Annotated in this window: 8 protein-coding genes; 6 read left to right on the top strand and 2 right to left on the bottom strand. The window is 64.3% G+C overall.

The annotated features are described in order from the left end of the window. A partial coding sequence (locus tag ACTIIH_RS15170) for an alanine/glycine:cation symporter family protein (protein ID WP_441452714.1) occupies positions 1 to 1,493 on the bottom strand: 1,493 nt, incomplete at its 3' end. Between the two features lie 359 nt (positions 1,494 to 1,852). On the opposite strand from ACTIIH_RS15170, the gene ACTIIH_RS15165 reads away from it, so the two are divergent. The 4 genes from ACTIIH_RS15165 (at position 1,853) to ACTIIH_RS15150 (ending at position 7,616) form a co-directional block, all read left to right on the top strand. Further along, positions 1,853 to 3,487, top strand: a complete 1,635-nt coding sequence (locus ACTIIH_RS15165) for an ABC transporter substrate-binding protein (RefSeq protein WP_441452713.1) — start codon at positions 1,853 to 1,855, stop codon at positions 3,485 to 3,487. A gap of 153 nt (positions 3,488 to 3,640) precedes the next feature. After that, positions 3,641 to 4,732, top strand: a complete 1,092-nt coding sequence (locus tag ACTIIH_RS15160) for an ABC transporter permease (protein ID WP_441452712.1) — start codon at positions 3,641 to 3,643, stop codon at positions 4,730 to 4,732. Then, positions 4,732 to 5,793 (top strand): ABC transporter permease, encoded by a 1,062-nt coding sequence (locus tag ACTIIH_RS15155; protein ID WP_441091335.1) that lies wholly within the window; start codon positions 4,732 to 4,734, stop codon positions 5,791 to 5,793. Before ACTIIH_RS15160 ends, ACTIIH_RS15155 begins: the two co-directional genes overlap by 1 nt. After that, positions 5,790 to 7,616, top strand: a complete 1,827-nt coding sequence (locus ACTIIH_RS15150; protein ID WP_441452711.1) for a dipeptide ABC transporter ATP-binding protein — start codon at positions 5,790 to 5,792, stop codon at positions 7,614 to 7,616. The genes ACTIIH_RS15155 and ACTIIH_RS15150 overlap by 4 nt, the downstream gene beginning before the upstream one ends. Positions 7,617 to 7,682: 66 nt before the next feature. Here ACTIIH_RS15150 and ACTIIH_RS15145 read toward each other — a convergent pair whose 3' ends face one another. Then, positions 7,683 to 8,342 carry a TetR/AcrR family transcriptional regulator gene (locus ACTIIH_RS15145; RefSeq protein ID WP_441452710.1) on the bottom strand — a complete coding sequence of 220 codons (660 nt, stop codon included), beginning with the start codon at positions 8,340 to 8,342 and terminating at the stop codon, positions 7,683 to 7,685. A gap of 186 nt (positions 8,343 to 8,528) precedes the next feature. Here ACTIIH_RS15145 and ACTIIH_RS15140 point away from each other — a divergent pair, with 186 nt between their 5' ends. After that, positions 8,529 to 8,729 (top strand): hypothetical protein, encoded by a 201-nt coding sequence (locus ACTIIH_RS15140; protein WP_441452709.1) that lies wholly within the window; start codon positions 8,529 to 8,531, stop codon positions 8,727 to 8,729. 8 nt (positions 8,730 to 8,737) lie between these two features. Further along, positions 8,738 to 9,264 (top strand): NADPH-dependent FMN reductase (locus ACTIIH_RS15135; protein ID WP_441452708.1); only part of this gene is annotated, 527 nt, incomplete at its 3' end.

Raw genomic sequence — 9,264 nt, 5'->3', positions numbered from 1 at the left:
TGATCCCAGAAGTCGGCGTTGCGCACGCCGATCTTCTCGGGCTCGAACACCGGGTCCAAGCCGAGCTTGGTCTGGCGTTCGAAGTCGCGCAGGAGCTTGAACGCCGGCTGCTGCAGGATGAGGATGCCGATGATGTTCAGCCAGGCCATGAGGCCCACGCCGATGTCGCCGAGCGCCCAGGCGCTGCCGGCCGTCGACATCGCGCCGACGGCGACGGCGATGAGGATGAGCAGCTGCAGCACGCGCTTGCCGACCGCGAGCACCATGGTGTTCTTGGCCTTGCCGAGCAGGTACACGAGGTTGGTCTCGGCCATGTAGTAGTAGGCGACGATCGTGGTCAGCGCGAAGAGGAAGATCGAGATCGCGATGAACCCGGCGCCGAGACCGTGGATCATCGAATCGAGTCCAGCCTGCGGCCACTTCTCGCCCGGGGTCGCTGCGATCTCCTCGGCCAGCTGGCCGCGGCCGGTGCCGATGATCGTGGTGCCGTCGGCGTCGAAGACCTTGTACATGCCGGTCGAGAGGATCATGAACGCCGTCGCCGAGCACACGAAGAGGGTGTCGATGTAGACCGAGCCGGCCTGCACGAGTCCCTGTTTCGACGGGTGGGAGACCTCGGCGGCCGACGCCGCGTGAGGCCCGGTGCCCTGTCCGGCTTCGTTCGAGTAGATGCCGCGCTGTACGCCCCACTGGACCGCCATACCGATGATGCCGCCGAAGGCCGCTTCCGGTCCGGCGTCGATGCCGAAGGCCGAGGTGAACATCAGCTCGAGGACCGGAACGATCTGATCAGCATTGATGATGGTCACGGCGATGGCCGCAATGATGTAGATGACGGCCATGAAGGGCACCGCCAGCGAAGCGAAGTGCGCGATGCGCTTGATGCCGCCGACGACGATGAAGCCCATGATGATGACGAGAGCGATTGCGGTGCCCCAGGTCGGAATGCTCCAGGCATTCTCGACGGCGCCGGAGATCGCATTGGACTGGATGCCCGGCAGCATGAACGACATAGCGATGACGGTCACGGCGGCGAATACCATGCCGTAGACCTTGAACAGGCCGCGAGCCTTGGTGTGGCGGTAGGCCTTCTCGATGTAGAAGGCGGGGCCGCCGCGGTACTCGCCGGTGCGAGGGTCCTGCTCCTTGAAGATCTGGCCCAGCGTGGATTCGACGTAGGACGTCGAGGCACCGAGGAGGGCCGAGATCCACATCCAGACGACGGCACCGGGGCCGCCGAAGCCGATGGCGGTAGCGACACCGGCGATATTGCCGACGCCGACGCGACCGGCGAGCGAGATGGCCAGAGCCTGGAAGGACGAGACGCCCTCATTGGAGCTCTTGCCCCTGAACATCTGCCTGAAGATGGCGGGGATCTGGCGGATCTGCACGACCCGTGAGCGGATCGTGAAATAGACACCAGCGCCGAGGCACAGGTAGACGAGGGCGGACGACCACACCACCCCGTTGAGCCAGTCGATGAAAGCGGACACGCTTCTCCATTCGTTCTTCCGTGCCGGGATCGCCGACACGGTGTTGCTTATCTAGCATCTGTGCCACAGCGCCGGCCCGCTGTTGAGCGACCGGATTCACGAGAGTTTCCCTAGCGTTCTCTGTGATGCACCTCATAAGTGAAACCGATTGTCATCGGTGACGCAAATCGCATTCGCCGAGGCGGCTTCCCGTTGCGCTGTGCCGGGCAGGACCGCCTCGGCGAATTGTTGCGAAGTCATTGCGAAGCGGATCACTTCATGTGCGTCAGTTCACTATTTGGGACGGGAACCGTATGATGTGGTGCGGATCTCTTCGAGCAAAGAAGACACGAAGAGCACGTGTGAAAGACAGGAACACCATGAAACGACGAACTGGCGCTAAGGCCGTAGCCATCGCTGCGGCGGGCGCACTGCTCCTCTCCGCCTGCTCGACCTCGACGACCGGAGGCGGTGGCGGAGACGACGAGGGCGGCATGCTCACGGTCGGAACCACGGACAAGGTCGTGGCGCTCGACCCGGCTGCCGCGTACGACAACGGAAGCTCGCTCGTCGAACAGCAGATCTACCCGTACATCCTCGCCTACAAGCCGGGCACGGCCGAACTCAACCCGTCTATCGCCGAATCGGCCGACTTCACCGAGCCGACGAAGTACGAGGTCAAGCTCAAGGACGGGCTCAAATATGCCAACGGAAACGAACTGACCTCCTCCGACGTGAAGTTCTCCTTCGACCGGCAGCTGAAGATCCAGGACCCCAACGGACCGTCCTCGCTGCTGGGCGGCCTGAAGTCCGTGGAGACCCCGGATGAGAAGACGGTCATCTTCAACCTCAAGCGCAAGAACGACCAGACTTGGCCGGGTGTGTTGGCCAGCGCCGCCGGACCGATCGTCGATGAAGACGTGTTCTCGGCCGACAAGGTCACGAAGGACCAGGAGATCGTCGACGGCAAGGCCTTCGCCGGGCCGTACATGATCGACGGCTTCAAGTTCAATGAGCTGATCACCTACAAGGCCAACCCGGACTACACGGGCTTCATCGAGCCTGCGAAGACCGAGACCGTGCAGATGAAGTACTACTCGGACGCGAACAACATGAAGCTCGACGTCCAGGAGAACACCATTGACGTGGCATGGCGGTCGCTGTCGGCCACGGACATCGAGGACCTCGGCGAGAACGAGGACCTCAAGGTCCACAAGGGTCCCGGCGGCGAGATCCGCTACATCGTGTTCAACTACGACACGATGCCCTTCGGCGCGAAGACCGACGACGCCGACGAGAAGAAGGCGCTCGCCGTGCGCAAGGCCATGGCCGACTCCGTCGACCGGCAGGCGATTGCCAGCCAGGTCTACAAGGACACCTTCACCCCGCTGTATTCGCACGTGCCCGACGGGCTGCCCGGCTCCGACGATCCGCTGAAGTCCGAATACGGCGACGGCAAGGGCGGCGCCGATGTCGCGAAGGCGAAGAAAGTGCTCAAGGACGCCGGAGTCGAGACTCCGGTCGAGCTGAAGCTGCAGTACAACCCGGACCACTACGGTCCCTCCTCGGGTGACGAGTACGCCCTGGTGAAGGACCAGCTGGACAAGACCGGGCTGTTCGATGTCAAGCTGCAGTCGACCGAGTGGGTGCAGTACTCGAAGGACCGCACCGACGACGTCTATCCGATGTACCAGCTGGGCTGGTTCCCGGACTACTCGGATGCCGACAACTACCTCGTGCCGTTCTTCTACGATACGGACGAGACTCCGTCGTTCCTCGCCAACCACTACCGTGACGAGGCGATGAACAAGGAGCTCAACGCACAGTCCTCGATCGCCGATGAAGGCAAGCGCGAACAGGCCCTGAAGAAGATCCAGGGCCAGTTGGCCGACGAGTTGCCGACGCTGCCGCTGCTGCAGGGCAATCAGATCGCCGTGTCCGGCAAGGACGTCAAGGGCGTCGACGACACCCTCGACCCCGCTTTCCAGTTCCGTCTGGCACTGCTGAGCAAGTGACCACCCACGCGAGGTGCAGGTGAGCCGATCGGGCCGCCTGCACCTCGTGGCGCGTTCGCGGTCAGCTCCGTACACCCGCGGTGACCCGCACCGAGGTGGCCGCCGTGCGTCCCTCGGCCGCGAGCGCATCGAAACACATCCCAGAAGGAACACATGTCTGCTGCCATCAGCGAACCAGGGGCTGAGGCCGCCGAGACTTCGGTCGCGGTCAAAAAGCCCGCTGGGGGCGGACTGGGACGTTACGTCCTCATCCGCTTCCTCCTCATCATTCCCACGATCTTCATTCTCACCACTTTGGTGTTCTTCCTCATGCGCATCACCGGTGACCCGATCACCGCAGCGCTGGGCGGACGCCTGACGAAGGCGCAGCTGGCCGAGCGCGTCCACGCCGCCGGCTACGACCGGCCCATCCTCGTCCAGTACTTCGAATACCTGGGCAACCTGCTCAAAGGCGACTTCGGCACCGCGGTCTCCGACGGGCAGCCGGTGTCGTCGATCCTGCTCAACTACGGGGCAGCGACCGTCGAACTCGTCTTCTACGCGCTCATCGTCGCGTTCATCCTGGGCATCCCGCTGGGCATGCTCGCCGCCTACCACCGCGACAAGGCCCCCGACGCCGCGTTGCGCGTGCTCGCGATCCTCGGCTACGCGACCCCGGTGTTCTTCGCCGGCATGATCCTCAAACTCATCTTCGGCGTCTTCCTGCCGATCCTGCCCGTCGCCGGCCGTGGCACCACGGAGACCGAATACATCATGTCCGGTGTCGTCGGGCCCACGCACTTCTATCTCATCGACGCCCTGCGCATCGGCAACTTCTCCGTCATGGCCGACGTGCTCGCCCATGCGGTGCTGCCGGCGATCGCCCTCGGCGTGCTCACCGCAGGAGTGTTCCTCAGGCTCGTGCGCACGAACCTCATCGGCACGCTCGAACAGCAGTACATCGACTCCGGCCGTTCCCGCGGAATCTCCGAATACCGCCTGGTCACGAAGCACGCCTACCGTCCGGCGCTGATTCCGATCATCACGGTCATGGGCATGCAGATCGCGCTCATGCTCGCCGGCGCCGTGCTCACCGAGACGACGTTCGAATGGAAGGGGCTCGGCTTCAAACTCGCCGAGTACCTCACCGCCCGCGACTTCGTGGCCGTCCAGGGAATCGTCGTGTTCCTCGCCGTCATCGTCGCGGTCACGAACTTCCTCGTCGACGTTATCGCCGCATTCATCGATCCGAGAGTGAGGTACTGATGTCCACTCCAGACAACCCGCAGAACCCAGGCCCGGATGAGCCGACCCAGACCTTCGCCGAGGCGGCTCCCGGCTCCGGAGCACCGGCAGTCGCGTTCGACGACAGAGCCAGGAAATCCTGGTTCTCCCGCCTGCCGATCGTCTCCCATCTGCGTCAGTCCGTCGGCCTGCAGCGCGGAATGCTCATCACCGGACTCATCCTCAGCGGAATCGTCATCATCTGCGCGATCTTCGCTCCTCTCATCGCCCCCTACGGCTTCAACCAGCTGGGCACCTCCGAAGGCAACTTCGGGTCGAAGCTGCCTCCCGGCGGCACCCATATCTGGGGCACCACGGTCGGCGGCTACGACGTCTTCTCCCGTGTCGTCTGGGGCGCGCAGACCGCAGTCGCCGTCATCGTTGTGGCCGTGGTCATGTCCCTGTTCGCAGGTGTCATCCTCGGACTCATCTCCGGCTACATCGGCGGCTGGCTCGACCGCATCCTCGTCGTCATCGCCGATGCCGTCTATGCATTCCCGACCCTGCTGCTGGCACTGGTCATGTCGATCGCCATCTCCGGCGGACAATCGAGTGCCTGGGGCGGAATCGCGGCGGCCGCGTTCTCGATCACGGTCGTCTTCATCCCGCAGTACTTCCGCGTGGTGAGGGCCGAGACCCTGCGCCTGAAAGCCGAACCCTTCGTCGAATCGGCAATCGTCCTCGGTGCCTCGAAGACCCGCATCATCTCCAAGCACATCTTCCGCAACGCAACGCGGACCCTGCCGCTGATCTTCACGCTCAACGCCTCCGAGGCGATTCTCACTCTCGCCGGGCTCGGGTTCCTGGGCTTCGGAATCGAACCCACCTCGGCGTCGGAATGGGGATACGACCTCAACAAGGCACTGCCGGACGTCACCTCCGGCGTGTGGTGGACGGCGGTGTTCCCGGGTCTGGCCATCGTGCTCACGGTGCTGGGAATCACTCTGGTCGGTGAGTCGATGAACGACCTCAACGATCCGCGTCTGCGCGTACGACGCAAAGCCAAGGTCAAGAACACCAAGCCCGCGGAGGTCACGGCATGAGCAAGCAGAAACACGAGCAGACCGCCTCGGCGACGGGCAGCATCCTCGACGTCGACGGCCTCGACGTCACCTTCTCCACCGACGGCGGCGACGTTCACGCCGTCAAGGACGTGTCGCTGTCGGTCTCACCCGGTGAGGTGCTGGCGATCGTGGGCGAGTCGGGGTCGGGCAAGACCGTGACCGCCCGGTCCATCCTCGGCCTGCTGCCGGAGACGGCGCAGCGCTCTGGTGCTGTCGTCATCTCGGGTGCGAACGTGCTCAGCGTTTCCGCAGATGAGCTGCGAGCCATGCGCGGCCGGGATGTGGCGATGGTCTTCCAGGAGCCGTCGACCGCGCTCAATCCCGTCTACACGGTCGGGTGGCAGATCGCCGAAGGTCTGCGCGCGCATGATCGGAAGGCGAGCAGGGCCGACCTCAAGGCGCGCGTCGTCAGGGCGATGCAGCAGGTCGGAATTCCCGATGCCGAAAGCCGTTTCGACTACTACCCGCACCAGTTCTCCGGCGGGCAGAAGCAGCGCATCGTCATCGCCATGGCCCTGGCTCTCGGAGCGAAGCTCATCGTCGCCGACGAACCGACCACCGCCCTCGATGTCACCGTGCAGGCGGAGATCCTCGACCTGCTGCGCGAACTGCGCGACGAGACGGGCACCGCCATCGTGCTCATCACTCACAATATGGGCGTCGTCGCTGACCTCGCTGATCGGGTGGCTGTGATGCTGCGCGGAGACCTCGTCGAGGTCTCGTCGGTCGAACAGCTCTTCAACGATCCGCAGGAGCAGTACACGCGCGAACTGCTCGCCGCTGTGCCGCGGATCGGGTCGACCGTGGCCGGCAGTCGCAAAGCGGCCGCCGCCGAGGCGGGAGCCCGGTCCGGTGCGGCCACGGGGGATCCGTCGACGACGGACCCCGAGGCGGCCGGCACTGACTCGCCACGCACCGACTCAGCGAGGGAGACCTCGGCGGGGACCGCCTCGGCGAAGAAAAGGGACGCGCGCGAATCGATCGTGACCGCGCGCGGGCTCGACATCGTCTACCCAGGAGGGTTCGGCAAGTCGGATTTCCGCGCCGTGAAGAAGGTCAGCTTCGATATCAAGGCCGGCGAGGTCTACGGACTCGTCGGTGAATCGGGATCGGGCAAGACCACGATCGGACGCGCGATCGCGGGCCTGACCAGGGCCAGCGGCGGCAGTCTCGAAGTGCTCGGGCACGAGATGGTCGGGTTCAAGGAGCGTGAGTTCTCGAAGATCCGGCGACGGATCGGGTTCGTGTTCCAGGACCCGGCGGCCTCATTCAACCCCCATCTGTCGATCGGGGAGTGCATCGCCGAACCGTTCGCGATCCACCGGCGGGAGATGAGTCCATCCGACCGGTCGCAGCGAGTGCTCGAACTCCTCGACTCCGTGCAGCTGCCGAAGGCGTATGCGGCACGATATCCGCATGAGCTCTCCGGCGGCCAGCGGCAGCGGGCGTCGCTGGCGCGCGGTCTGGCGCTCGATCCGGAGCTGCTCATCGCCGATGAGCCGACCTCCGCGCTCGACGTGTCCGTGCAGGCGAAGGTGCTCGAGCTCTTCGTCGAGCTGCAGAACCGCTTCGACTTCGCGGCGCTGTTCATCAGCCACGACCTCGCCGTCGTCGACATGCTCTCCGACCGCATCGGGGTGCTCTTCCACGGCGAGCTGGTCGAAGAGGGCACGGGTGAGCAGGTGCTCGGATCACCGGACAACGACTACACGAAGCGCCTCATCGCCTCCCTGCCGGTCCCGGACCCGGCCGAGCAGGCGGAACGCCGCGAGCTGGCAAGAACCCTCCGCACCACTCCCTAATTGCTACCTGACGGCGGCCCAGCAACCTCGTGTGAGGTTGCAGGGCCGCCGTCAGGTAGTAAGGGATCAGTTGGTGTCGGCGATGAAGTCGAGCATTCCGGCCTGGTTGACCGGCAGTGCCAGCAGGCGGTCGAGTTCGGCCTCGTCGGGGTCGAGCCCAAGGATGCGCATCGAGTACTGAGTGAAGTCGCGCTCGATCATGTCGGGAGTCAGATCGCCCGTCGGCCGGTACCACAGCGAGAGCGAGTTGCAGATCGAGTGGATGGCGCGAGTGGCCAGAGCCGCACTGCTGACGTGGAACTTACCCGAGTCCACGCCGTCCTGGACGATATCGCCCATGATCTCGCGAGCCTCCCGCTGGAGACTTTTGACGCGGACGGCGTTGTCGCCGGTGAGCCGTTCGGTATCGCGCAGCAGCACAGTGGAGACCGAGACGTTCTCCATGCGGTAGCGGGCGAGGTAGCGCACCGCCACGGCCAGCTGGTCGACTGGATCGTCATCGACGTCGTTGATGACCGCCCGGCAGTGTTCGACGTACCAGGTGTACGCTGTGTGGACGAGTTCGTAGAGCGCTTCCTGTTTGGACGGGAAGTAGTAGTAGAGCGCAGAGAGGCTCAGGCCTGCTGTCTGCGCGATGTCGCGGATGGACGCGCCGTCGAATCCTTTGTCCGCGAAGGTGTCCCGGGCCGAGCGGAGAATGTTGTTGCGGCCGTTGGTTGAGCGCACGATGACCGGACTCCTTGCCTAGTTTTCCCTCAAAGCCGACTTTTTAACGAACAGTCTTTCACTTGCCCAACGACCTTACACGACAGCCACCCCTTTCGGGCCCGATTTCGAGGAATTACGGTATCACCGTGTTCGGCGTCCGTTGCGACTGGTCGCGGAATTCGTGGGACCTTCGTCGCCGGAGCAGTGATCGAGCAGTGCCTGGTCGGTGACCTGACCCTGCCTCAACCGGTGATCATAGTCACTTTCGATCCGGGAATGATTGAGTGTTCAACAATGTTCGTGACGGTGGAGTTGCACGCGACCCGGTTCGCCGAGGTCGCAGGCTCTGCCCGTGAACTCGACCGCCACGGCCGCCCGGCCGGCGGACACCGCTCAACGATTTGAGGACGCATATGCTCAACATTGCCATCATTCCCGGAACTTCCCGCCCGCAGGCGCTCAACCCGCAGATCGTGAACTGGGTCGAGCAGCAGCTGGCTTCCAATGATGATGTCCGCGCCGAGGTCGTCGACTTCGGCAGCTTCGACCTGCCTCTCCTCGACGAGGTCGTGCCCGCGGGTGCGAAGATGTACGCCAACGACCACACGAAGGCCTGGGGCGCGAAGCTCGAAGAGTTCGACGCCTTCATCTTCGTCACCCCGGAGTACAACCATTCGATCTCCGGGTCGCTGAAGAACGCCCTCGACTTCGTCGCCACCGAGTTCAATCACAAGGTCGCCGGCATCGTGAACTACGGCGCCGACAAGGGAGTGCGCGCCGCTGAGCACCTGCGTCACATCCTCGCGAACTACAAGCTCGCCGTCGTCCGCGACCAGGCGTCGTTCTCGATCTTCACCGACGTCGCCGACGGCACGTTCGCCCCGACCGAGGTCTCGGCCGCCCCGTTCGCCTCCATGGTCGACGACATCGTCGCCTGGGG

Origin of the sequence: Brevibacterium sp. (assembly GCF_052105255.1) — a bacterium.
GTDB lineage: Bacteria > Actinomycetota > Actinomycetes > Actinomycetales > Brevibacteriaceae > Brevibacterium > Brevibacterium linens_B.
This window is presented reverse-complemented; position numbering and strand designations above follow the sequence as displayed.